We start from the raw sequence: 23,399 nt of genomic DNA, 5'->3' as shown, positions 1-23,399 counted from the left end.
AGAACAGCCGGGACCTTAAGGTCCCGGCTGTGTGATCAGCTACGGTCCTTCTTGCGCAGGCTCAGGAAAGCCAGTCCGCAGGCGGAGAGCAGAGTGGTGAGATACCACATGAGGGAGATATCGCCCGTCTTGGGGACGTTGGCCAGAGGCACATCCTCGTCGAGAATCTCCACGTCTTCCTCGAGGATATCTGCCAGAGGCACATCCTCATCAGGGATCTCTACATCAGGCTCTTCCACCAGAGGCACCGCATTTTCCGGGATGTCGGTGATGGGCTCGTCTCTGGGGTCCTCCCTCGGTTCCTCGGGCTCCTCAGGGTCCTCAGGCTCCTTGGGTTCCTCGGGGTCCTTGGGTTCCTCGGGGTCCTTGGGCTCTTCGGTGTCCTTGGGCTCCTCGGGGTCCTTGGGCTCTTCGGGGTCCTTGGGCTCCTCGGGGTCCTTAGGCTCCTCGGGGTCCTTAGGCTCCTCGGGGTCCTTAGGCTCCTCGGGGTCCTTGGGTTCTTCGGGGTCCTTAGGCTCCTCGGGGTCGGGCTGCTCCGGCTGTGTGGGCTTGCCGGTGTTCACAAACTGGATGCTCTGCACGACCTCTGGATTTTCCAGCTCCACGCCGTCAGCATTCTTGATCCGCTCGATCTTCATGTCGTCCAACACAAGGCTCTTTACGTTGATGGTTGTCTCGCCAATAGTTTTGGAAATGGTCTCCTCGCCAATAATGATGGTCACCTTGTACTGGGATTTATCATAGGTAAGCCCCAGCTTGGCCAGCTCCTCGTCCTCTACCTCGGCCAGAGTGAAGACATAGGTGCCGGGTTCGGTGAAGAAGCCGGAACCGAGAAGATCGAAGGAGGCGTTGCCGTCCTTGTCATTCTTCACGGTAACCGATTTGGACTCTTCGCCCTCCAAGCCTCCGGTCATGGTGAAGGAGAAGTCGCCGCCATTCAGCTCAATCTCGTTTCCGTCCGCATCCACCCAGTCTTTATTCAGACCGGTGCTGGGAATGGAACTGATCCCCTCATCGACGTCGATCTCCTGGCCAATGATCAGCGTACCGTTGTTGGCGATGCCGCCGCCGTGGGTATACTCGGACCGGTTCCCGCTGATGAAGACCTTACCAGCGTTCATCGCAGCCTGCTTGGCCTCCTCGGTGGGGTGCGCGGTCAACACCAGGAAACGGTCCCCGAAGATGACGCCGTTGTTGCCTTCTCCCACTTCGTTCAGCTCGTTGGAGTCTTCGAGCGTAACCGAATATCCGGTCCAGTTGGCCAGATGCTTCGCCACCTCTTCGATCTGCTCCGGGGTCAGCTGTTCGCCAAGCGCCTTGTTGCTGCCCAGCATGATGTTGCCCACAACCGCGCCAGCGTTATAGTCGCCATATTGGCCGAGGCTTGCAGTGAAGATATCCTGAGCTGCCGTCACAAACAGCTTCTTCTGCTCTACGGACCACGTCGACTGAGCGGTTTTCCACACGCTGCCGCCGTCGCAGTTGCTGTTGAGGTTCTGTTCGCTGAGATTATCGAAGAAAGCGTTCCACTGCTTGTCGGTCCATCCGGAAAAATCCTGACCGCCCAGACCGTGGTTGTCGAAGAACGCGCCGCCGTTGGTGGCGTACACAAGGGTGCGCCCGGTCTGGCAGGCGGCCAGTCCGCCGCCATTGAGCGCAGCGGTGTTGTTGGAGACCACCACGTTGGTCAGCACCAGCTTGCCGTAGGTGGACACATAGATACCGCCGCCGCCCAGGTCCTTCTGGGTCTCGGTTCTGTTGTCCCGGATATAAACGTTGCCGTTTTTGCCTGTGATCTCAGCGTTTCCATTGATGTGGATGCCGCCGCCCTCGCCATCCTTGGCGACGTTGTTCTCAACGGTGCCGCCATTCATGGTGAAGTTATCCACCGTGATGCCGCCGCCGCCCTTGCCGGCTTCGTTTCCGGAGACGGTACCGCCATTTATGGTGAGGTTGCCGGCATTGATGCCGCCGCCATCGAGATTGGCCTTGTTGTCGGAGATCGTGCCATTGTTGATGGTGACGTCAGACTTGCCCGGGGCGTACACGCCGCCGCCATAGTTGTCGGCCGTATTGCCGGAAATGGAGCCGCCATTCATGGTGAAGTCGGATTGGTTCCAAGAATCATGGTCGTTCACAGTAACGCCGCCGCCATTATTGGCCTCGTTTTTGGAGATGGCGCCGTCGTTCATAGTGAAGGAGCCGCCGTTTTCAATATAGACGCCTCCGCCCTGACCGGCTGTGTTGCCGCTGATAGAGCCGCCGTCCATGGTAAACCCGCTGTCATTGACCTGCACGCCGGAGCCGGAATTGTCCTTTATCTCTCCGCCGGACATGTTGAACTCCGAGTCGCCCTTCACCGTCACGCCGCCGCCAACATTATTGCTGATGGCGCCGCCGGACATGTTGAACTCGCCGTCATTCTTCACACCCACACCACCGCCTCCGCTGTATGAGGCATTGTCGCTGATGTTTCCGCCCTCCATGTTGAGGGTGCCGCCGTCTACCATGATCCCGCCGCCGCCGTCATAGATTCCAAAGCCGCCGGAGATGGTACCCTGCTCGTCGGCCTTGTCGCTGCTGGTATCCTTCAGGGTCAGATTAGCGTCCTTGTTTACGGTAATCACAGAGCCGTACTCGCCGCCTGCACCAGGAGTGCCGGCAGACGAGGTCCCTACATCAGGATCGTAGTTGTCGCTGGTGATGTCATTGCCGTTGAGGTCGATGGTGACGTTGCCGTCTTCTTTGTCAACAACGACGCCGTCCTCTTTGCCATCCTCCTTGGAGACGCTTTCGTTCAGCTGAACATTGCGGTCGCCGTCGTCGCCCTTCCAGGACTCCACGCCGTAATTGCCGGTCTCCTCATTCTTGTCTCCGTAGCCATAGTGATCCTCGCGGCCGGAGTCCGTGATGTGGGTACCGGCACTCGTGTTGCCGTCAATGGCGTTCTGGAGGTCGTCGAAGGAGGCCGCGAAGGCGTAGGAGCAGGTCATGGAAGCGACCACGGCCAGGGCCAACGCTCTGGCCAGACATTTTTTCATTGTTTTTTTCATAATCAAATTCCTTTCTTTGCATATCCGGACGCAAAGAATCCGGTAGCTGGGCTGCCGTAGCGGAATCAGGCGCACCTGATTCATACCGTAGGCCCCTTGCTTTGCAGTCCCACTGTTTCCGGTGGTTTGCCGTACCGCCTGCGTATCCTCCCGCCGCCGGCGGCGTGTGCGGCGGCGGGGGAGTTCACGGGTGGAATCACCTCCATATCCTATTCCTCCTTTGAAGTGAAATGAAAATCAGCCGCTGACCGCTTTTTCGGCGGTCTCTGCGGCAAATTCCCGCAGAAAACCATCGTGGAGCTCCTCTTCCGCCCGCTTCCGGGCCTTGACCGCGTCCTCAAACCGTCCGTAGCTGCCCAGATAGTAGCGTTTGCCCTTGAAGCAGATGGCCGCCCGCCACCGCCGCTTGGAGGTCCACCAGTCCACCCCGGGCACACCGCTGGTGTTGTTTTTCCGCACAGTCTTGGCCGCCAGCATCTCCACGCAGGTGCCGTCGATGTAGGTCAGCCCCAGCGCGGCCCTTGGGTTTCCGGCGGCGTTTTTGCAGCCGCAGCTTTTGGTGTGCCCGTTCCGCAGATGGCAGGTCTTTACCACTGTCTCTTTCCCGCAGCTGCAGCGGCACAGCCAGGCCGTCCGGCCCCCCACGTTGTCTGCTGGCCGCAGTACCGTCAGTTCTCCGTATCGCTGGCCGGTCAGGTCCAGCTTTTTCGTTGAGTGCCCCATTGCCAGTACTCCGCGCTCCCTTCCTATGTATTGACGGCTCACAAGGTGTGGGTTGTAGGCCACTTTCGCTATTGCGTTTTCTGAGCAGCTGTGGTAAAATATTTTCTATAAAATGACCAAAAACGAGATGCACCGTTCTGCAAGAACGGTTCATCCCGCTTAAGGTCATAACTCACCCTGTGTGGATTACAACCCACGCTTTATTGGCCAAATTCGACCTTGCGCCACCGCTGGAAGGTCCCGTGAGCGACCCCCAGCTCTCTCGCCGCCGCGCGGTCAGACAGCTCCCCCCGTTTCCAGGCGGCCATAACGCTCCCGTAATTTTCACCCCGCTCCTTAAAATTGCGCCCAAAGTGGACCCCTCTGGCCTTGGCTGCGGCGATGCCCTCAGCCTGGCGCTGCCGGTTGAACTCCCGTTCCGTCTGGGCCACGTAGCTCAGCAGTTGGAGGACGATGTCGGCAATCAGCACCCCGGTGAGATCCCGCCCCTGCCGGGTGTCCAGCAGAGGCATGTCCAGCACCACAATGGACGCCAGCTTTTCCTTGGTCAGCAGCCGCCACTGCTCCAGGATCTCCTCATAGTTTCGTCCAAGCCGGTCGATGCTCTTGATGACAAGGGTATCCCCGGCTTTCAGCTTGCGCATCAGCCGCCGGTATCCGGGACGGTCAAAATCCTTGCCGCTCTGCTTGTCCAGGACGATGTGTTCCACCGCCACGCCGAATTCTTTCATGGCGATGATCTGCCGCCCTTCGTTCTGCTCCCTGGTCGAAACTCGTACATATCCGTAGATGCTCATAGGTTTGCTCCTCCTTTTTGTGATAGATTCATTTTAGAGGAGCCATGATTTTATGCAATTTGAAATTGTATCCGATCTGTTTCCTCTGCTCAAGGAAGAACCACGCAGCTCGCTTATTTGAACTGTGACCTCATCTACCAAACGCCTACCAAAAGCGCCCCCAATCTCCTGCGCTGCAGGAGGTTGGGGGCGCTTTGCATTTCCGGACGTCTACCAGATCTCTACCGTCCAAACTTTTTTACATTGAAACTGCTCGTTTCTTTGGATTGTTTCCCGTTTCTACAACGAAAAACCGCCTGTAAGTGGCGTGACACGGCGGTGGCTGGTTGAGAACGTTCAAAAACCTCTGACAGTTTGGGCAGAACAGAGAAAATTGTTTCGGAAAAGTGAAATCGTTACGGTCTACCAATCCGAGGCTGCGTTCGAAATTTCTGCCCAAAAACCGGCCCCTCTCAGGCCGAAAAAAATTAAAGGAGGAAATCCGAATGAGAAACCTGAAGCGGGCCCTCAGCCTGACTCTGGCCTCTGTCATGCTCCTGGGCATGATGGTCGTCGGCAGCAGTGCGGCTGTGGGCTACCCCGATGTTGCCGAGGATGACAACGTCGAGGCCATCGAGGTTGTGCAGTCGGTCGGCGTAATGGTCGGCGACGAGAACGGCAACTTCCGTCCCGGCGACTCCGTGAGCCGCGCTGAGATGGCTGTCGTCATGGGCAAGCTGCTCAACCTGGACTACAACTACTATTCCGCCACCTGTCCCTTTACCGACGTAAGCGGCGTGTATGACTGGGCCAGAGGCTGGGTCGGCGCCGCTGCCGCCAACGGCATCGTGTCCGGCCGCGGCGACGGCATCTACGATCCCGCCGCCACCGTCACCGCCGTGGAAGCCGCATCCATGATGATGCGCGCTCTGGGCTACTTCAAGTACCAGAACGACTACGCCGACGGCTTTGAAGTCGCCACGGTTCGTCAGGGCACCACCATCGGCATCTTCGAGGGCGTCGGTTCCAGCGCCACCGCTCCCATGACCCGTAATCAGGTGGCGCAGATGGTGCTGAACGCTCTGAAGAGCGGCATGGTTCAGCCCGACGGCAACACCATCAACCTGACCACTCCCGACGGCTCCGTGCTGACCGGTAAGGTCAACTACGTCTACGTCACCAGCAACAAGGCCTATGCCCAGGCTATCAGCTCTGTGGCCGCCACCTCCATGGGTTCTACCAACGACAACCCCATCGTGGAGCTGGGCGAGCAGCTGTACAACGGCAGCCTGAAGCTGAACGAGAAGACCATGGACGACTTCTACCGTCCCACCCGGACCTGGGAGTTCGACAGCAAGACCATTGGCTCCTACGTGAAGAAGGAGCTGCTGAAGGCTGAGTACACCAAGAAGGTGACCGGCCGCGAGCTGTACGACCTGCTGAGCAAGGACGTCATCGACAATTATGACTTCGAGATCGCTGTCGACGGCGTGAACACCGGCTCCGCCGGCGCCCGCAACCTGCTGACGGATACCGATGGAGACAACTCCTACTTCACCACCGGCAGCCTGGTCCGCTCTAACACCGACGGCGTGGGCCGAACCGGCAACGGCGTGCTGACTCAGGTCTTTGTGGACAACAGCAAGGACGTCGAGAAGGTTTACATCGCCGTGATCAACACCTACCTGGCCATCGCCGACAAGGACTACGACGCCAAGCGGGATGAGATCACTCTGACCGGCTACAACATGTACAACAACGGTTCTTCCGCCTCCCCCGTCTACGTGAAGGACGAGGACAAGGACGAGAAGCTGACCGTCGACGGCGAGGATTTCGACATCGAGGACGTGAAGAAGGACGAGAAGTTCCTGGTCACCGTGGCTGACGGCCGCGTGCAGTCCATGATCACTCCCGAGGTCCTCTCTGAGACCACCATCAACGCCTTCAAGAAGAACGACTGGGTCAACGCTGACGGCACCCAGTACAACCACGCCACTACCGCCCGGTATGACGAAGAGGTCCTGGAGTTCTACGACAACGTGAATATGAAGGACGTCACCTACAACGTCATTCTGGACGAGTACGGCTACCTCATCGGCCTGGAGCTGAATGAGAAGGCTAACCAGTACGTCTTCATCACCGGCACCGACGCTGGCGAGAGCAATCTCTACGACACCAACGCCCGAGTCAACGCCATCTTCCTGGACGGCACCATGGAGACCATCACCGTGGACACCAAGAAGAGCGATGTGGCCTGGAACCAGTATGGCAACCACTCTCAGGTGAACACCTGGTGTACCTTCACCAAGGACAGCAAGGATGTCTACACCCTGAAGCAGGTGGGCATCGACTCCACCGTAAAGAGCGCCAAGAAGGTTGCCCAGAGCGCCATGGACGCTGTTGCTTATGACAAAGATACCGCACCTTTGGGCGTTGGCGAGTTCGATATCAACAACAAGAATGTCTCTCTGAACGGCTCCAAGGTTAAGTATGATGGGACTAAACCCGCCTATAACCCCAGTGGGCTGACCGGCGACTACACCCGCGTCTACGGCAATGATGACACCGTGTACATCAATGCCAAGATGGAAGCGATTACCGTCAAGGACGGCAACAAGCCCATGGTTATCGTTACTGATGTGGATTCCGTCACCACCGGCGTGAAGAACGTGGACATGACCGTGAAGAACCACACCAAGACCGGTAACAAGGACGGGGCCTATGAGATGTGCGCCGAGAACGAAGCCTACATCCTCTACAACAAGGACGGCTACATCATCGGTGTGGTCACCCTGGCCGCTGAAGACAAGGGCGTTTCCGCCAAGTACGCCTACATCACCGGCGACGTGAACAAGGAGGAGTACCTGGGCAACGACGAGTGGAAGTGGACTCAGAATGCCATCATCGATGGTAAGGTCGTGGAGCTGACTGAGGTCGACGACACCCGCGCCTACCTGAACTCCACTGAGAAGGGCAAGTGGTACGAGGTCCGCTTCGATGCCAAGGGCAACGTCTCCGGCCTGAAGGAGAACGACAAGATTGCCAGCACCAGCGATAAAGACCGTGCTGCTCTGGTAGCTGACGGCACCCTCAAGAACACTGACCACTCCATCTACTTCGACTTCACCAAGGACCGCTTCATTAACCAGATGAGCGAGGTCAAGCCTGCTGTCAACGGCAACAAGACCGACTATGAGGACTCCAAGACCGTGCTGCTGTGGGTCGACTACTGCACCGGTGTCAATGGCAAGCATGACAGCAGTGCTGACCGCCGCGCTGACCTGAGCTTCAAGAACGGCACTCTGTACACCGATACCGCCCAGACTGAGGGCTTCTCCGTGTCCCCCAATGTCAACGTGGTGCTGGCCCTGGCCGCTAAGAACCATGGCTCCGCCTTCGACGACGTGGACGACCGCTACACCGGTTACACCGGCGTGGAAGACGCCCTGAAGAACCTGGATAAGTCCGCTGACGCCTTCGACGGCTTCCTCTGCGCGGTGATCGAGAACGGCGATGCCACCTCCATCATCTTCGACGAGCGCGCCGGCGCCAACCGGAACGATCTGGAGCCCGTGCAGCCCATGAGCATGATCGTCACCCAGGTTGACGAGGACGGCACTGTGCTGGGCACCAAGAGCTTCGACTGGTACGGCGGCGCCTTCAAGGCGGGTGACGTTACCGCCCCCTCCGGCTACACCTTCAAGAATGCCAAGGACGCTTCCGCCTTCGTGGAGGGCAAGAACGGCACCGTGACCTTCGTCTACACCAAGGATAAGGACGACGAGACCGATGTGCCCACCAAGACCGCTTACGTTCGCGTGACCTTCCAGACTGGTGGCACTGGTACTACCACTGGTCCGCTTGAGACCAAGACCGTGCCCGTTACTGTGGACGCCCTCGGCTACGGCACTCTGACCGCTGACGCTGTGGAGAAATATGTCCCCGCTGGCTACAAGCTGGCCGAGCCTTTCGCAACGGATAGCACTGCCATCGCGCCTCAGGCCGGTGGTGCCGCTCAGGCTTTCAAGGTGCAGGTTGTAGAGCGCACTGACGTTACTGGTCTCGCCATGGTTGACACCGCTAAGGTAGGCGAAGTGGAGTATGGTACTGCGCTTGCTGGTGTAGGTTCTGAGCTTGGTACCGGCATCAAGTTCGTGGTTTCCTACGGCTCTGGCAATAATGCCGCAACACGTACGATCGATGCTACTGACGCTAATCTGACTTACGACGATGCTGCTAACGGGGGCACAGCCGTATCCACCGTGGATGGCAAGCTCGTTGCCAAGTACAATAACGTTGACGCCGCAACAGCCGAAGTTAATGTCAAAATCTACGCTACCCTGACCATTGCTGGAGCCAATGACGTAGCCGCTGCCAGCTTTGGTGCCGACAAGACGACCGCCAAGGTTTTCGCTGGCGATACCGTTACTGTGGTGTTTACCGCTGCGGCCGTTGGTGAATACAGTGCGGATGACCTGGCTGGTGCGACCAAGAGTGTTAGCGCGGCTGGTTCCACTACTTTGGGAAGTGGCACTGACGCTCCCACCTATGTGATGACCCATGCGGGTCTCGCCGCCGCTACTGCGGGTGACGATGGCAAGGCCGTTATCACGGTTACTTTCAAGGTTACTACCTTGGACACTGGAACTGACACCGTCACCATCGACATTGCGAAGTAATTTCTGAACTGCCGTACATTTCCTATGTAAAAGGCCCGCCCCGCAAGGGGCGGGCCTTCCTGTCACCATTTAGGCATCCGCGGCCAAAAAGGCGATGACCTTATAGGAGTAATTCGCGTAGTTCAAATCGGTGTAACCCTCCGGGACTGACAGCACGGCGGTATTCCCGGACCAGGTAATTTCAACACCGCCGCCGTTAAAGGAACTGCCGTATATACCGTTGCTGATGTAGCCGATAAAGGTGTTGTACCCGCTGGCACAGTCGGCGGCCAGCAGACACCTGGGGCCGATGACGAAGAAGATCACCGGCTTTGCGGAGAAGGAAATGGAGACAGAAACGCCGTCGCCGGTCTTGCCGGTTCCGGTGTAGGACCGGGTTTCGATCCGGCAGTTGCCCTTTTTTGCGGTGAGGGCCGCCAGAGCGGTCCGTGCGCTGACCTCTGCGGCCAGACCGTCGGCCTGGGCCTTAATGGCTCTGTCGATTTTCGCGTTGTCGGCGTTGAAGTCCTCCATCAGGACCTTGTCCGGCCGCGCCCACTGGCTCAACCGGTAGTTGGGTGTGTAATTGCTTGACATGTGTGTTTCCTCCTTAATATAATTGAGGCACAAGCCCCCGTTCGCAGGGGAGGCTTTCCTCTATAAAACACAAAAAAACGCCCCGAAGTGGGACGTTTTCATACATTTAATGGAAATCAGGGGGCAGTGCGCCTATTTGCTCCCTGTGACTGGACGAAAGCAGAGAAAGGGGTTGCTTTTCAGAGGCTGGAATCGTATAATAAACTCAGCAATACAACCAATTCCAGGGAAGCATAGTGTCCAAAAAATTAGAAATTCCGAACAAATTGGCTGTAGAAAAGGAGCGAAGACAGCATGAAGCAAACACGACGGCGTATTTTGGCCATTTTACTGGCTCTGACCCTGTGCCTGGGGATGTTGCCAGCGGCGGTTCTGGCGGCGGAGGGCGACACCACTGAACCGTCCACCGGCGAGACCACGCCTCCTGGCGGCGAGACCGGCGGCGGCGACACTAGCGGCGGCGACACTAGCGGCAGCGAGACTGGCGGCGGCGACACTAGCGGCGGCGAAACTGGCGGCGGCGACACCGGCGGCGGCGAGACCGGCGGCGGCGAGACCGGCGGCGGCGACACCGGCGGCGGCGAGACTGGCGGCGGCGAGACCGGCGGCGGCGAGACCGGCGGCGGCGAGACCGGCGGCGGCAGCACTGGCGGCGGCGAGACTGGCGGCGGCGACACTGGCGGCGGCAGCACCGGCGGCGGCAACACTGGCGGCGGCGAGACTGGCGGCGGCGACACCGGCGGCGGCGAGACCGGCGGCGGCAGCACTGGCGGCAACACTGGTGGGACTACGCCGGTGGAAAAGACCTACACGGTCACCTTCCAAGCCAACGGCGGCAGCTTCAGCGGCGGTCAGAGTTCTATTCCGGTAACCGTCAAGGAGGGGCAGAGCGTTTCCGCGCCGGGCACGCCCACCCGTCCCGGCTATGCCTTCAAGGGCTGGGACCAGTCTCTTCCCAGCAGTGTAACCAGCAATTTAACCATCAGCGCGCAGTGGGAGGCCATCACCTATACCATCACCTTTGACGCGGATGGCGGCGCCTTTTCGGACAAAACCACCAGCAAAACGATGAAGGCGGTGTGGAACGGCTCCAACTACCGGATCAGCGGCGCCCCGGCCAGCCCGGTGAGGGAGGGCTATGTCTTTGACGGCTGGAGCATCAGCAATGTGGGGAGCTACAACTTCACCTCCAACACGACGGTCAAAGCAAAGTGGGTCCTTGGCAATGTGTATACCATCACCTTCAAGATCAACGCACCCAGCATGACCGACCCAAGCCCCATCCGGGTGGCGAAGACCAACGACAGCAAGCTTCCCGCCCTCCCCACCGTCTCCACGCGGACGGGCTACACCTTCCTGGGCTGGTACTCCGGGACGCTCTCAGGCGCCGATCTGAAAAATCCGGTCAAGTGGTCCCAGGGCGACAAGCTGACTGCCGACCTCACCCTCTACGCCCTGTGGCAGGCGGTGGGCGAGGACACCTACAGCTTCAGTAACAGCAGCCGCTACTTTGACAGCTACAAGATCACCGACCAGTACTTCGACTATCTCACCAGCGGCGAGCACCCCACCTGGAAGTACAACATGCGGAAGGAATTTTACGAGTTCTACGACCCGCAAAGCCGGGACGACTGGGAAGGCTCCTGCTTCGGCATGTCCGCCGTCTACTGCCTGGCCCGGGGCAGCGCGATCACGCTCAGCACCTTCCAAAGCGGGGCCAGCACCCTTCAGGCCCTGAAAAGCCCGCGGCAGAGCGCCAGCATCCAGGACCTGATCAACTACTACATGATGGCCCAATCCACCGCGGCGGGCGTACAGGGCAAGCTGGAATACTGGGGCCGGGGACAGACGGACCGGTACAGCTGGATCGTATCCGACCTGACAGCGGAGCGGGGCTTCTCTCTGCTGGGCTTCAACTCCAGCTCCGGCGGCCACACCATCGTCGCCCGGAGCATCCAACGGGGCAGCGACGGCCAGTACCGCGTGGAGATCTGGGATCCCAACTATCCCGATGAGCTGGGCGAGCTGGTGATCACATCCAATTACAGCAGCGCCCGGTTCAGCAGCGACACCTCCGGGGCCAGCTCCTACAATGTGGGCACGGAGCTGAAATACATCATGCCCTTCAGCACCCGGAGCAGGACCTACGACGTCCGCAGCCTGCAGACGGTTTTCGGGCGGAACACCACCCCCTCCTCCCGCACAACGGACGCCGGCTGCGTCCTGATCAGCTCCAGCACCGGAGATTTTACCCTTTCTACCGCCGACGGCCGCCGGGCCGTGGTCAAGAACGGAAGCCAGACCTCCGGCACCCTGACCCTGCTGGACGGCACTCTGGACGGCGGACCCGGCAGCGGATACCGCTTCTACATTCAGGAGAACAATCTGGGCGAGGTGACCATCAGCCTGAACGGCGGCAATTCGGAGGTCAGCTTTGTCTCCGACCGCATTCTGGCCAATGTCTCCGCCGATGGGCTGAACAGCGTGGTCATCGGTGACGGCAAGATCACTACCTCCTGTTCCTCCGCCTCCCAGCAGGAGATCACCATGGTCTCGGAAAACCTGGGCAGCACCTGGGACGTAGTCACGGTCACCGGCAAGGACACCGGCCTGACCCTGGACGCGGACCGGGGAACACTGAAGGTCTCCTCCAGGAGCAACAGCTCCGTGACGGTGCAGGGGGAGAATACAGACTCCAGAAAGACCTCCCCCAAGCGGACGGTTACCGCCGCCGCCTCCGGGGCGTCCATCACCATGAGCGACCTGAGCCTTACCGTTCAGCAGCCCGCCAACCCCTTTGTGGATGTGGCCGCCAGCGCTTACTACTATGACGCGGTCCTGTGGGCGGCGGCGAACGGCGTCACCGGCGGCACCACCGCCACCACCTTCAGCCCCGACGACCCCTGCACCCGGGCTCAGATCGTCACCTTCCTGTGGCGGGCAGCCGGATCGCCCAAGCCAGCGCTCGGGTTCAATCCCTTTGTGGATGTGGCCGCTGGAACCTACTACTATGACGCGGTTCTGTGGGCTGTGGAGCAGGGAATCACCGGCGGCACCACCGCCACCACCTTCAGCCCCAACGACGCCTGCACCCGGGGCCAGACGGTCAGCTTCCTCTGGCGGGCGGCCGGATCGCCCAAGGCGGCCGGTTACATCAACCCCTTTGTGGATGTGGCCGCCGGAGCCTACTACGCCAGCGCCGTACAGTGGGCGGTCGAGCAGCGGATCACCAGCGGATTGTCGGTGACCTCCTTCGGTCCCGAGGCCACTGTCACCCGCGGGCAGACTGTGACCTTCCTCTACCGGAGCCAGGGGACCTGAGCCTCCCGCCCGCCGCAGGAAAACCGGCCCGGAAAGGAGGTACTGTCCATGGCGAATTTTACCAAAAAAGCGATCAAGGAGACCTTTGTCTCCCTGCTGGATGAGCGGCCCCTGAACCGGATCACGGTGAAGGACATCGTGGAGACCTGCGGGATCAACCGCAACTCCTTCTATTATCACTTTGAGGATCTGCCCGCCCTGCTGGAGGAGATCATCGCGGAGCGGGTGCAGGAGCTGATCGAGGGCCACCCCACCGTGGACTCCCTGGAGGACTGCTGCAGCGCGGCGGCGGAGTTTGTACAGAGCAACCGGCGGGCGGTGTTTCACATCTACCACTCCCTCAGCCGGGACGTGTTCGAGCGGCACCTGATGGAGGTCTGCCTCTATGTGGTAAAGACCTATGTGGAGGCCGACTTCGCTGGACGCCCGGTGGAGGAACAGGACAAGGAGATGATCATCCGCTACCACAAGTGCGAGGTGTTCGGCAACATCATCGACTGGCTGAACAGCGGGATGCGGTACGATATCTCCGCCTATTTCCGAAGGATCTATCAGCTGAAGCGCGGCTGGGAGGGGGAGGTCCTCCGCCGGGACGTCAGTTCATAAGGCGTATCAAACTGTGCGCCCCCGTACTTCCAAGGAGGTATGGGGGCGCACACCGTTCAGGACGCCTTGAGGGTGGAAGTTTTCTCCCCCTTGGAACGCTTGTGAAGCTTGAATTCCTTGGGAGGCGGATCGGTCCGCCAGTGGAGGCTGGTCCTGTTGAACAGCGGCTCGCAGACATAGAGCACCGCCGGCATCAGGAAAATGCTCACCAGAGCGGAGATGAGCGCCCCTCGGGACAGCATGACGCAGATGGACCCGATCAGGTCGATGGAGGAGACGAAGGACACCCCCAAGGTGGCGCAGAACAGCACCAGGGCGCTGGTAACGATGGAGGGATCGGAGGCGGAGGCCGCGATGAGGATGGCCTCCTCCCGGTCCCTGCCGGAGCGCAGCTCCTCCTGGAAGCGGGAGGTCATCAGGATGGCGTAGTCCACCGTGGCGCCCAGCTGGACGCAGCTGATGATGGTGGGGGCAATGAAGGGGATCTCCGTACCCAGGAAGTAGCAGCAGCCCTGGTTGATGAAGATGGCCAGCTCGATGGTGGCCACCAGAATCAGAGGGACGGTGACAGAGCGGAAAACAACGGCGATGATCAGAAAGATGGCGGCGATGGAGATGTAGTTGGTGATCTGAAAGTCGACCGAGGAGGTGTCGATCAGGTCCCGGTACATGGCGCCCTCGCCGGTCACCATAGCGTTGGGGTCGTATTCAAAGAGGATGGCGTTCATCTGATCCAGCTGGCGGGCCACCTGGCTGGTGGCGGGCTCATAGCTGGAGTTGATCATCATCAGCTGGCTGCCCTCCTGGCGCAGCATGTCCTTCACCTCGTTGGGGACGAAAAAGTCGGGGATGCCCGTGCCCAGCATGCTGTGGTAGGACAGCACAGAGGTGATCCCCGGCACCTGTCCGATCCGCTCCTCCAGCTCGTTCATGTCAGAGGCGGAGATGCTGTCCCGCAGGACCACAAAGTGGGAGGTGGCCATGTCGAAGTCGTTCTTCAGCTTCTCGTTGCTGACGATGGAGGGCAGGTCCCGGGGCAGGGACTCGTCCAGCTTGTAGTAGATCTCCGCGTGGCGCTGGGCGTAAACCGACGGCAGGAAGAGCAGCAGCGTCAGCACCGCCAGAGGGACCCGGCGGCGGACGATGAAGCGGTTGACCCGGTCAAAGGAGGGGATGAGGGTCCGGTGCTTGTGCGTTTCGATCTGGCTGTCAAAGAGGAGCACCAGAGAGGGCAGCACCAGGACGACGGTGGCCACCCCCAGCACCACTCCCTTGGCCATAACGATGCCGATGTCCCGGCCCAGGGTCAGACGCATAAAGCATAGGGCCAAAAAACCGGCGATGGTGGTCAGGCTGGAGCCGGACAGGGAGCGGAAGGCCGCAATGATGGCCTGGGTCATGGCGTCCCGCTTGTCCTCATAGCGCTCCCGCTCCTCCTCGTACCGGTGGTAGAGGAAGATGGAGTAGTCCATGGTGACGCCCAGCTGAAGCACGGCGGCGATTGCCTTGGTGATGTAAGAAATTTCTCCCAGAAAGACGTTGCTGCCAAAGTTGTAGACCACCGCCATGCCGATGCTGGCCAGGTAGACAAAGGGGAGCACCGAGGACTCCAGCGTGACCGACATGGCCGCCAGGGCCAGCAGCACTGCCAGCCCAACAAAGATGGGCAGCTCGCTGTCCATCACGTCCCGAGTGTCCTTTACCACCACGGAAAAGCCGGCCAGGAAACAGTTTTCATTGCACACCCGCCGCACCTGCTCAATGGCCTCCATGGTCTCGTCAGAGGCGCCGGCGTGCTCATACTGGATCAGCATCATGGTGGCCTTGCCGGAGAAAAACATGTCCCGGAAGTTGGCGGGGATCATCTCCACGGGCACCTGGATGCCCACCAGATTGCTGATCCAGATGGCGCTGGATACGCCGGGGACCTCCTTGATCTCCTGGATCAGCCGGTTGGTGTAGCCTGCGGGCATGTTCTCCACGATGAGCATGCTGGTGGCCGCCATGTGGAATGGCTCCTCCAGCATCTGCTCGCCCTGGGAGGAAGGCAGGTCCTGGGGCAGATAGGAGAGGATATCGTAATTGATGCGGGTGGCGGCGTACCCCATGAGGGCGGGGATGAGCATCAGCGCCGCGATAAGGGCTACCAGCTTGGGGTTTCGGGTCAGCTTATGGGCGATTTTTTCCACCATGGATCTTCTTCTCCTTTCAGCGGAAGATGCCGGTGACGGCGTTCCAGAAATCCTTGAACATCTGGGCCACGCGGCCCCAGAAGGTGGTCTCCGTCTGGGCAGCCTCCGCCTCCGCCGGTCCGTCCGGCTCCTCCACCTTGATCTCCTGAGTGCGGATCAGGACCTGGACGCTGGAGGGAGCGGGATTCCGGCTGTCGGTGAGGGAGACCGTCTCCGCCTCTGCGTCCATGAGCAGGATGTTATTGATGTCGCCGGTGTACTCGTGCCAGGTGTCCTCGATGATGTCGTTGATGGTAAGCTTGGCCTGCTTTACATCCCCGGTGGCCTCCATGGCCTTGGCGGTCTGGCGCAGGGTGGCGGCCAGCCCCCGGAGCGACTGCCGGGTCCCGGCGTCCAGCTGGCCGCCGGAGGTCTTCATCAGCGACTCGGTATCCGCCAGCAGGACCTCCAGGTCCCGCAGGGTCCCGGCGGCAGAGGTGGACAGGCTGCCCACATTGGCCACCCCCTCCTGCAGAACGGGTTCGTACTCATCCAGAGTGCCCCGAAGGCTGTCCACGCAGTCCAAAATGCTCCGGATTTTTTCGGAGGACTGCCGCAGGGCGGCGGTCAGGTCCTCGGCGCTGTCGGCCAGATCCACCAAGTCCTCCACGTCATCGCACAGGTCCGCCAGTTCACCCACCACCCGGCCAGTGGGACGGGTGATCCGGTTGATGGTGCTGTTCAGCTCGCTTTGAATGGCGTTGATCCGGTCGTTGGCAGCGCTCATCGCCTGGTCCAGCCCGCCTACGATCAGGTCCACCGCCGCGCCGCCTACGGTCTGGCCGCTGTCCGAGGACGGGCCGCCGGAGGGCTGGTCCCCGCCGGAGTCCGGACTGGTGTCAGCGATCTGCTCTGGAGCGGAGGCCGCGTCGGAGACCGGCGCAGAGCCGGCGCTGGGAAGTTCTGCGCCGTCCAGATCGATGCTGCCGCTGATCAGCGCGCCGGACATCAGCCCCATGCCGGGCCGGAGCAGTGAGGCGGCCACCAGTCCGCCCAGCGGGGTCTCCGTCTCTGCCTCTGGCTCCTTCTGCTCCGGCAGACCGCTCTCGCCCGCTTCCTCCGGCTCCTCCTGCTCCGGCAGATCGCTCTCGCCCGCTTCCTCCGGCTGCTCATCTGGCTGCTCTTCCGCCGGAGACTGCGGCTCATCCTCCCCTTCGCCCTCCGGCGCACCCTCTTCGGGGGCGGAGGGTTCCGTGGCGGCAGGGGGCTGTTCGGCCGTACTCCCCGTTCCCGAGGACTGCTTCGCCGGACCGCTGTTGTAGACGGTCCACAGGTCGCTCATCTGCTTGGCCTGAGCCGCTCGCTCCGAATCAGACATACTGGGGTTCTGCTGCTTCAGCAGAGTATCACAAAACGTCTGGAAGCTCTGCTTGTGGAGGGCCTCCATCCCAGCCTTGGCCGTCTGGGCGGCCTGCCACGCCTGCTCCATCCCCTCGGGGACCTGGCCGGCAGGGATGCTCAGCAGCTGGTTGATGCCCGCAATCTCCTCCTGGCTCTTCCCCTGGAGGGCCAGCATCTGGTTGAGGAACTGGCCCTCGTCCTCGATGCTGTAGATGCTGCCCACCGCCTTGACCTTGTCCACCTGCTCCTGGAGCTTGGGGGTGTTCCGGTCGCCGCTGCTGCTGCCGCCGACGTGGCTGTCCCCCAGCGCCCGCTGGAGGGAGCGCAGGCTGCTCTTCATATCGGCCAGGCCGCGGATGACCTGCCGCACATCGCCGGCCCCGCTCTCCAGCCCCAGCAGGGCTTTTTCCAGGTCGTTCAGCTGGGTCCGGAGGGACACTGTGGTGTCCGTCATATCCCCCAGCAGCGCCTTGGAGCTGGTGATGGTCTGGCTGAGGATCAGCGTCCGCTGCTCCACTGGCTCCAGCAGAGCGGCAATGGCGCTCAGGTCCTCCCGCAGGACCCCGGCCTCGTCATAGAGCAGGCCCTTGCCGCTGGAGATGGTGCCTCGGGCAAGATCCAGCTGGTCCAGCCCCCGGGCGGAGGCATACAGGCCGTCCTGTATCTCATACATGGCGTCCAGCAGGGCGTCGAGGCTGCCGGACAGGTTCCGGTAGTCCTCCTCCAAGTCGTCCTTGCGCTGGCTCAGCTTGGAGATCTCCTCCAGCTGGGCCAGGGTGGCGGGGGCCATCAAAACGGTCAGGCCGCTGAAGGAGAAGTCCTCGCTGCCCACCCGGATGGTGAAATGCCGCTCCTCTCCGGGCAGACACAGGAACAGCACGGTGCGCAGGTTGCCCACCAGCTGGACCTGCGCGCCGGGGGCCTCCAGGGAGAGAATGTCGTCCTCGTTGAACAGAGCCATGGCCTCCAGCGTGTAGTTGCTGCGGGCGTAGCCGCTGGCCTGGGGGTTGGGGATCAGATCCAGCGAGATCTCCACCACCCCTGTTTTGCCCGCCAGCTCCTCCGCCTTCACAGGGACGCCGTTGAGGGTGTACCGCAGGGTCACCGTCCAGGGCAGCTCCTGAAAGGGCTGCTTGGTTTTGCCCTCGAAATAGAAGTGGGCGGGCGCTTTGCTGAACTGGAAGGTGGTGCGCCCGCGTTCCATAAGAATGGGGGTGGAATCGGTGAGGTTGAGCACCTGGTCGTATTCGCCGTAGTCCGTGATCGAGCTGGCCCCGTTCAAGGCGTAGCTCTTGACCACGCTTCCTTCCAGCAGGTTCCCATAGTAGTCCAGGGCGGCATAATACGCCTCGTCATAGGCGGGGGTCACGCCGTCGCTGATGGGAGCGGCGGCGGCGGGGGCCCCGCAGGCCGCCGCCATGATCACCGACAGCGTCAAGGCAAGCGCCCTCTTGGGGATATCATATCGCTTCATGAAGCATTCCTCCTTAAAATGGTCCGGCAGCTGGGGACGCGCCGCCGGTAGTGGTAGTTAACCTTGATTGTAAGGAGAAGCCTCGGTCCAAGCAATAGACAAACCTGGGCGGATGCCCAAAATTTAAGCACAAGACCTTTCATTGACAACGGTCCGCCCGGACAGAAAAACGCCCGCCTTACGGCGGGCGTCTGCTATGCCTCCAGGATGTCCTGAGCGATCTCAATGAATCGCTGTCCAAAATGGGACAGGTACCGGCTCTTTCGATAGCCCGCCACCAGCTTGCTGAAGGTGGACGGGTCGGTGAGGGGGAAGAAGTCCACCCCCGCCGCCTCTGGGGAGGGAGCAGGGATGGCCCGCAGGAACAGCTCCGGGCAGATGGTGATCCCCACCCCCGCTCTGGCCATGGCCAGGGTGGTGACAGTGTTCTCCGTCTCCAGGATCAGCTGAGGCTTGAAGTAGTACCGGCTGAAATACTGGTCCACAATATTCCGGGTGCGGTTGCCCCGCTTGATGAGCACAAAGGGCAGGTGCTCAAAGGCCCGGATGTCGGCTCCCTGGGCGAACTGCAGGCGGATCTTCTCCGCCTGGGGACCGAAGAGCTGGTCGGTAAACAACCTGGGCACCACCATCACCAGCCGCTGTTCGGTCAGGGGGATGGTGGCCACCCCCTCCATGATGATGGGCTGAAAGCAGATGATCAGGTCGGCCCGGCCGTGGGACAGCTCGTCCTCCAGCTGGGTGGAGTTGCCCTCGAACAGGGAAAACTCCACCTGGGGAAACTCCGCCCGGAACCGGGGCAGGATGTCGGGCAGCAGGGCCAGGCCGCAGGTGTGGGAGATGCCCACCCGGAGTACGCCCAGGTACTGCTTGTTGATATCCCCCACCTTGGTCAGATACTGGCTGTGCAGATCCAGGATCTGAGAGGCTGTGTCCACCAACAGTCCCCCCGCATAGGTCAGTGACAGCTTGGGGGAGCGGGTGAACAGCTTGACGTCCAGCTCCCGCTCCAGGTTGCCGATGTGGTTGGACAGCGACTGCTGGGAGATATACAGCCGCTCCGCCGCCCGGGTGATGTTCAGCTCCTCCGCTACCATCAGGAAATATTTCAAATGTTGAAAGTTCACAAAAACACCCCGCCTTTTTTGGTGTATCAGTCATTATACCACAGCTGTTTAACTGTGGCAACCCTCGACAAAAAGATACTTCCCAAAATGATGAAAATATGGCATAATAACGATTAGAGAAGGGTATATCTGGGCTGCAGCCCAAAAAATAAGAATCAGGAAGGAATGCTGGCTTATGAAATGTCTCATCATCGACGTCGTCTCTCCCGCAATCGCAGAGGAACTGGGCAAGTATATGGAAGTTGACACCAAGATCCTCCCCACCCAGGAGGAGCTTGCCGGTATGATCGGTGACTACGAGGTCCTGATCATGCGTGTGGACCCCGCCATCAACAAGACCATCCTGGATGCCGCCAAGAAGCTGAAGGTCATCGGCGTGTGCTCTGTGGGCCTGAACCATGTTGATATGGACACCGCCAAGGCTAACGGCGTGCAGGTCTTCAACGCCCCTGGTCTGAACGGCAACGCCGTGGCCGAGCTGACCATCTCCAAGATGCTGGATATGTCCCGCCACACCATCCCCGCCTGCAACGACGTAAAGATCAACAAGAACTGGGATAAGTATAAGTTTGTGGGCCGGGAGCTGCGGGGCAAGACGCTGGGCGTTCTGGGCTTTGGCCGCATCGGTCAGCGCGTGGGCGAGCTGGCCCGGGCCTTTCTGATGGACGTGGTGGCCTATGACCCCTACCTCCCCGCCGAGGTCTTTGAGCAGCAGCACGCCAAGAGCATGACCATCGAGGAGGTACTGAAGGTCTCCGACTTCGTCACCATCCATATGCCCCTTACCCCCGAGACCAAGGACCTGTTCAACGCCAAGTCCATCGCCGGGATGAAGGACGACGCGGTGGTTCTGAACATGGCCCGGGGCGGCATCGTCAACGAGAAGGACATGTATGAGGCCCTGAAGGCCGGCAAGATCGGCGGCTACGCCTCCGACGTCATGGAGAACGAGCTGGCCGGCGGCGGCCTGACCGAGGACGCCGGCTTCGACTCCCCCCTGTTCGAGTGCGACAACTTCATCGTCAGCCCCCATCTGGGCGCTCAGACCTCGGACGCATCCCGGGACATTGGCGCTCACATCATCAACAAGGTGAAAGAGGCTCTGGATCTGAAGTAAGCAAGATCATAAATTGGGCAAAAGAGACCGCTCCGAAGGGCGGTCTCTTTTTCTGAAAAATACCATTGAACCCACCGGCCCATCCGTGCTATACTGACAAAGTACGACATTTCGGGAGTCCGGTCTCCCCACATAGATTCAGAGAGAGAGGAACATAATGAACAAACGATCCCTGGCCGCCGGCCTGACGCTGGCGCTGACCCTAAGCCTGACCCCTGTTCAGGCCGCCAACACCACCTACCTGGACGTGGGCAGGGGGGCCTGGTACGCCACCCCCATCGCCTTCTGCCAGCAGCACCAGTTGATGGACGGCGCCAGCAGCAGCTCCTTTGAGCCCGAGGCGCCCCTGACCAGGGCGGCGCTGGCCGAATCCCTCTACCGCCTGGCGGGCTCCCCCCTGGAGGCGGCCGGAGCGGAGGACAACCAGGAGGAGGAGTCCCCCTTTACCGACGTAGACGTGACCCACCCCAGCTTTGCCGCCATCCGGTGGGCCAGGAACAGCGGTGTGGTCAGCGGCTACCCGGACGGCACCTTCCGCCCTGACGCCTCCATCACCCGGGAGGAAATCGCCGTCCTTCTGTGGACCAACCGGGAGCAGCAGGAGCCTGCCGGTCAGGCGCCCTACACGGACCGGGAGAACATCTCGGACTGGGCGCTCCCCGCCGTCGAGTGGGCCTATGGGGCGAAGATGATGACCGGCAACACGGACGGCACCTTCCTCCCTCAGAACAACACCACCCGGGCGGAGGGGGCCACCATTGTGATGAACTACGCCGAGGCATACTATGGCATGACCTACGGCTATACCCTGCCCGCGCACAAGACCCTCCGCAGCAATCCATATCTCAGCGAGGCGTACAGCCTGGATGAGGAGACCGGCTACCTCTCCTATCTGGCCGCCTCCTATACCCGGGGGATCGACGTCTCCGCCCATCAGAAGGAGATCGACTGGTCCCGAGTGGCGGCCACTGGCATGCAGTTTGCAATGATCCGGGCCGGTTACCGGGGCTATACCCAGGGTGCCCTCCAAAAGGATGAGTATTTCGACGCCAACATGCAGGGCGCTCTGTCCAACGGCATGCAGGTTGGGGTGTACTTCTTCTCCCAGGCCGTCACCCCTGCGGAGGCGGAGGAGGAGGCTTTCCTGCTCCTGAGCTGGATCAAGGACTACAATGTGACCTATCCGGTGGTCTTCGACTGGGAGGAGCAGGATTACGACAACTCCCGCACCCAGGGCTGTGACGGCAACACGGTCACCGCCTGCGCGCTGGCCTTCTGCAGGGTCATTGAGGACGCCGGCTACACCCCCATGCTCTACGGCAGCCCCACCAAGGTCTACAACCGTGGCATCATGCTGGAATACCTGGCGGACTACCCCTTCTGGCTGGCCCACTACACCAAGGATACCGCCCCCACCAGCTTCCGGTACCACTACAACGTCTGGCAGTATTCCAGCAGCGGGACCGTGGACGGCATTGACGGTCGGGTGGACCTGAACATCTGCCTCACCCCCAACAACTGGAAAAGCGGGTCCGGCGCTCCAGATTACAGTTGGCTGATGCCCTTTTAACGCCTCTGCAACCGCTGGTTGCGGAAACTTCCAGCCGTTGCTGGTGGAACGCAACCGCTTTTTCTGCTATGCTTGACCAACAGGAAAGGAGGCACGACCGATGAAACTGAACGAAAAAATTGCATGGTACCGCCGGGAGAAAAAGCTGTCCCAGGAGGAGCTGGCCGCCCGGGTAGGGGTATCCCGTCAGGCGGTGAGCAAGTGGGAGCTGGGGGAGGCGTCCCCCGATACCGGCAAGCTGCTGGCCCTGTCCCAAGCCCTCGGGGTCACCGCCGACCACCTGCTCAACGACGCCGAAGGACCCGAGCAGGACGCTCCCCCACCTCCGCCGTCCCCGCAGACTCCCTCGCAGCCCCCGCAGGACATACTGGGCTCCAACCTCCCCGGATTTATCGGAAAAATGGTCCGCCGCTGGGGCTGGCTGGCAGGAATCTATCTCGCCCTCCAGGGGGCCGGGGTGACGCTGGTGGGCTTGATCGCCCGTTGGGGCTTTGGGAGCATGTTTGCCGCGTCCAACCAGATGATGAGCGGCTTTGGCATGGGCGGAGGCTGGGCCTATGACGGTCCTCCGGAGATGGCAAGTTCGGTGATGGAGGCGCTGGGGGTGGCCCCCCAAGTCTCCCCCATGTCGGGAGTCCAAAGCTTCTTCCTGGGGTTCACCACCTTGATCCTGGTCATCGGATTGGCGATGGTGATCGGGGGGCTTATCCTGGCTTATGTGCTGTGGAAAAGGGGTAAAAAGGGGGACTAACCCCCCGCGCAACCGAAAGTTGACAAGAAAATCCTTCTGTGCAACACAAAATCG

General features: G+C 60.7%; 13 protein-coding genes and 1 riboswitch. Of the genes, 6 read left to right on the top strand and 7 right to left on the bottom strand.

Annotation, left to right across the window (positions count from 1 at the left end; translation table 11 throughout):
- Positions 1 to 35: 35 nt before the first annotated feature.
- The 3 genes from VV088_RS19430 to VV088_RS19420 all read right to left on the bottom strand — a co-directional run bounded on the left by VV088_RS19430 (position 36) and on the right by VV088_RS19420 (position 4,573).
- Positions 36 to 3,053 carry a doubled motif LPXTG anchor domain-containing protein gene (locus VV088_RS19430; RefSeq protein WP_334602310.1) on the bottom strand — a complete coding sequence of 1,006 codons (3,018 nt, stop codon included), beginning with the start codon at positions 3,051 to 3,053 and terminating at the stop codon, positions 36 to 38.
- A gap of 38 nt (positions 3,054 to 3,091) precedes the next feature.
- Positions 3,092 to 3,194: riboswitch (cyclic di-GMP riboswitch) on the bottom strand.
- A 96-nt stretch (positions 3,195 to 3,290) separates the two neighbouring features.
- Positions 3,291 to 3,776, bottom strand: coding sequence for a hypothetical protein (locus VV088_RS19425; RefSeq protein ID WP_325228844.1), 486 nt, complete (start codon positions 3,774 to 3,776; stop codon positions 3,291 to 3,293).
- A gap of 200 nt (positions 3,777 to 3,976) precedes the next feature.
- Positions 3,977 to 4,573, bottom strand: a complete 597-nt coding sequence (locus VV088_RS19420; RefSeq protein ID WP_325228841.1) for a recombinase family protein — start codon at positions 4,571 to 4,573, stop codon at positions 3,977 to 3,979.
- A 485-nt stretch (positions 4,574 to 5,058) separates the two neighbouring features.
- On the opposite strand from VV088_RS19420, the gene VV088_RS19415 reads away from it, so the two are divergent.
- The gene (locus tag VV088_RS19415; protein WP_334602309.1) at positions 5,059 to 9,231 is read left to right on the top strand and encodes an S-layer homology domain-containing protein; all 4,173 of its coding nucleotides are present in this window, start codon (positions 5,059 to 5,061) and stop codon (positions 9,229 to 9,231) included.
- A 69-nt stretch (positions 9,232 to 9,300) separates the two neighbouring features.
- Here VV088_RS19415 and VV088_RS19410 read toward each other — a convergent pair whose 3' ends face one another.
- The gene (locus VV088_RS19410; protein WP_334602308.1) at positions 9,301 to 9,807 is read right to left on the bottom strand and encodes a hypothetical protein; all 507 of its coding nucleotides are present in this window, start codon (positions 9,805 to 9,807) and stop codon (positions 9,301 to 9,303) included.
- 294 nt (positions 9,808 to 10,101) lie between these two features.
- Here VV088_RS19410 and VV088_RS19405 point away from each other — a divergent pair, with 294 nt between their 5' ends.
- On the top strand, positions 10,102 to 13,128 hold the full coding sequence (locus VV088_RS19405) for an InlB B-repeat-containing protein (RefSeq protein ID WP_334602307.1): 3,027 nt from the start codon (positions 10,102 to 10,104) through the stop codon (positions 13,126 to 13,128).
- 48 nt (positions 13,129 to 13,176) lie between these two features.
- Positions 13,177 to 13,734: a TetR/AcrR family transcriptional regulator gene (locus VV088_RS19400; protein WP_334602306.1), complete on the top strand. Its 558-nt coding sequence runs from the start codon at positions 13,177 to 13,179 to the stop codon at positions 13,732 to 13,734.
- A gap of 56 nt (positions 13,735 to 13,790) precedes the next feature.
- Here VV088_RS19400 and VV088_RS19395 read toward each other — a convergent pair whose 3' ends face one another.
- From VV088_RS19395 to VV088_RS19385, 3 genes are all read right to left on the bottom strand, one after another.
- A complete protein-coding gene (locus VV088_RS19395; protein WP_334602305.1) occupies positions 13,791 to 15,926 on the bottom strand; it encodes an efflux RND transporter permease subunit in 2,136 nt (711 codons plus the stop codon).
- Between the two features lie 16 nt (positions 15,927 to 15,942).
- The gene (locus tag VV088_RS19390) at positions 15,943 to 18,780 is read right to left on the bottom strand and encodes a hypothetical protein (protein ID WP_334602304.1); all 2,838 of its coding nucleotides are present in this window, start codon (positions 18,778 to 18,780) and stop codon (positions 15,943 to 15,945) included.
- A gap of 194 nt (positions 18,781 to 18,974) precedes the next feature.
- Positions 18,975 to 19,907, bottom strand: coding sequence for a LysR family transcriptional regulator (locus VV088_RS19385; protein ID WP_334602303.1), 933 nt, complete (start codon positions 19,905 to 19,907; stop codon positions 18,975 to 18,977).
- A 175-nt stretch (positions 19,908 to 20,082) separates the two neighbouring features.
- Here VV088_RS19385 and VV088_RS19380 point away from each other — a divergent pair, with 175 nt between their 5' ends.
- The 3 genes from VV088_RS19380 to VV088_RS19370 all read left to right on the top strand — a co-directional run bounded on the left by VV088_RS19380 (position 20,083) and on the right by VV088_RS19370 (position 23,345).
- Positions 20,083 to 21,024 (top strand): D-2-hydroxyacid dehydrogenase, encoded by a 942-nt coding sequence (locus VV088_RS19380; protein ID WP_334602302.1) that lies wholly within the window; start codon positions 20,083 to 20,085, stop codon positions 21,022 to 21,024.
- Between the two features lie 157 nt (positions 21,025 to 21,181).
- Positions 21,182 to 22,594 (top strand): S-layer homology domain-containing protein, encoded by a 1,413-nt coding sequence (locus VV088_RS19375; protein WP_334602301.1) that lies wholly within the window; start codon positions 21,182 to 21,184, stop codon positions 22,592 to 22,594.
- 100 nt (positions 22,595 to 22,694) lie between these two features.
- Positions 22,695 to 23,345 carry a helix-turn-helix domain-containing protein gene (locus tag VV088_RS19370; RefSeq protein ID WP_334602300.1) on the top strand — a complete coding sequence of 217 codons (651 nt, stop codon included), beginning with the start codon at positions 22,695 to 22,697 and terminating at the stop codon, positions 23,343 to 23,345.
- Positions 23,346 to 23,399 lie beyond the last annotated feature (54 nt).

This window comes from Lawsonibacter sp. JLR.KK007 (genome assembly GCF_036941135.1).
In the GTDB taxonomy this organism is placed as follows: domain Bacteria; phylum Bacillota; class Clostridia; order Oscillospirales; family Oscillospiraceae; genus Lawsonibacter.
The sequence above is the reverse complement of the archived record's forward strand: the minus strand, read 5'-3'. Positions and strand labels throughout refer to the sequence as shown.

Coding starts and splice junctions, on each gene's coding strand:
- VV088_RS19430 (WP_334602310.1), bottom strand. CDS start 3,053: ATGAAAAAAACAATGAAAAAATGTCTGGCCAGAGCGTTGGCCCTGGCC.
- VV088_RS19425 (WP_325228844.1), bottom strand. CDS start 3,776: ATGGGGCACTCAACGAAAAAGCTGGACCTGACCGGCCAGCGATACGGA.
- VV088_RS19420 (WP_325228841.1), bottom strand. CDS start 4,573: ATGAGCATCTACGGATATGTACGAGTTTCGACCAGGGAGCAGAACGAA.
- VV088_RS19415 (WP_334602309.1), top strand. CDS start 5,059: ATGAGAAACCTGAAGCGGGCCCTCAGCCTGACTCTGGCCTCTGTCATG.
- VV088_RS19410 (WP_334602308.1), bottom strand. CDS start 9,807: ATGTCAAGCAATTACACACCCAACTACCGGTTGAGCCAGTGGGCGCGG.
- VV088_RS19405 (WP_334602307.1), top strand. CDS start 10,102: ATGAAGCAAACACGACGGCGTATTTTGGCCATTTTACTGGCTCTGACC.
- VV088_RS19400 (WP_334602306.1), top strand. CDS start 13,177: ATGGCGAATTTTACCAAAAAAGCGATCAAGGAGACCTTTGTCTCCCTG.
- VV088_RS19395 (WP_334602305.1), bottom strand. CDS start 15,926: ATGGTGGAAAAAATCGCCCATAAGCTGACCCGAAACCCCAAGCTGGTA.
- VV088_RS19390 (WP_334602304.1), bottom strand. CDS start 18,780: ATGAAGCGATATGATATCCCCAAGAGGGCGCTTGCCTTGACGCTGTCG.
- VV088_RS19380 (WP_334602302.1), top strand. CDS start 20,083: ATGAAATGTCTCATCATCGACGTCGTCTCTCCCGCAATCGCAGAGGAA.
- VV088_RS19375 (WP_334602301.1), top strand. CDS start 21,182: ATGAACAAACGATCCCTGGCCGCCGGCCTGACGCTGGCGCTGACCCTA.
- VV088_RS19370 (WP_334602300.1), top strand. CDS start 22,695: ATGAAACTGAACGAAAAAATTGCATGGTACCGCCGGGAGAAAAAGCTG.